The following is a 291-nucleotide window of genomic DNA, read 5'->3' on the forward strand; positions in this document are numbered from 1 at the left end:
CCTTTCTTCTCGTAAATCCATGTCACGTAATTCAGCTTGGCTTTTTCCTTTGCTCCCTTTTAGTAAGGTTGCCTCAATACCGTATTGAGCAACGCCCCAACTTCGCATAGGAATGTCAGTACCATATATAACACGCTGGAGCCGCTGAACCTCTTTCGCCATCCAGTGATAATTGTGAATGAGTCCTTCAATCTCTTTTTTATTCATGGTTCATGCTCCTTTCGATCTTAATAAATCTAGTTGAATAGCAATCTTCTTTCTTGCTCTCTCTATGTGTTTTTGTACAGAACC

The 291-nt window shown here is 40.5% G+C and carries 1 protein-coding gene; it reads right to left on the minus strand.

What is annotated here, in order from left to right:
* Positions 1–207, minus strand: a 207-nt coding sequence (locus tag SB822_RS56295) for a hypothetical protein (protein ID WP_410859005.1), incomplete at its 3' end; no start/stop codon positions are given.
* Positions 208–291 lie beyond the last annotated feature (84 nt).

This window comes from Paraburkholderia sp. SIMBA_054 (assembly GCF_046534875.1).
Classification (GTDB): Bacteria; Pseudomonadota; Gammaproteobacteria; order Burkholderiales; family Burkholderiaceae; genus Paraburkholderia; species Paraburkholderia hospita.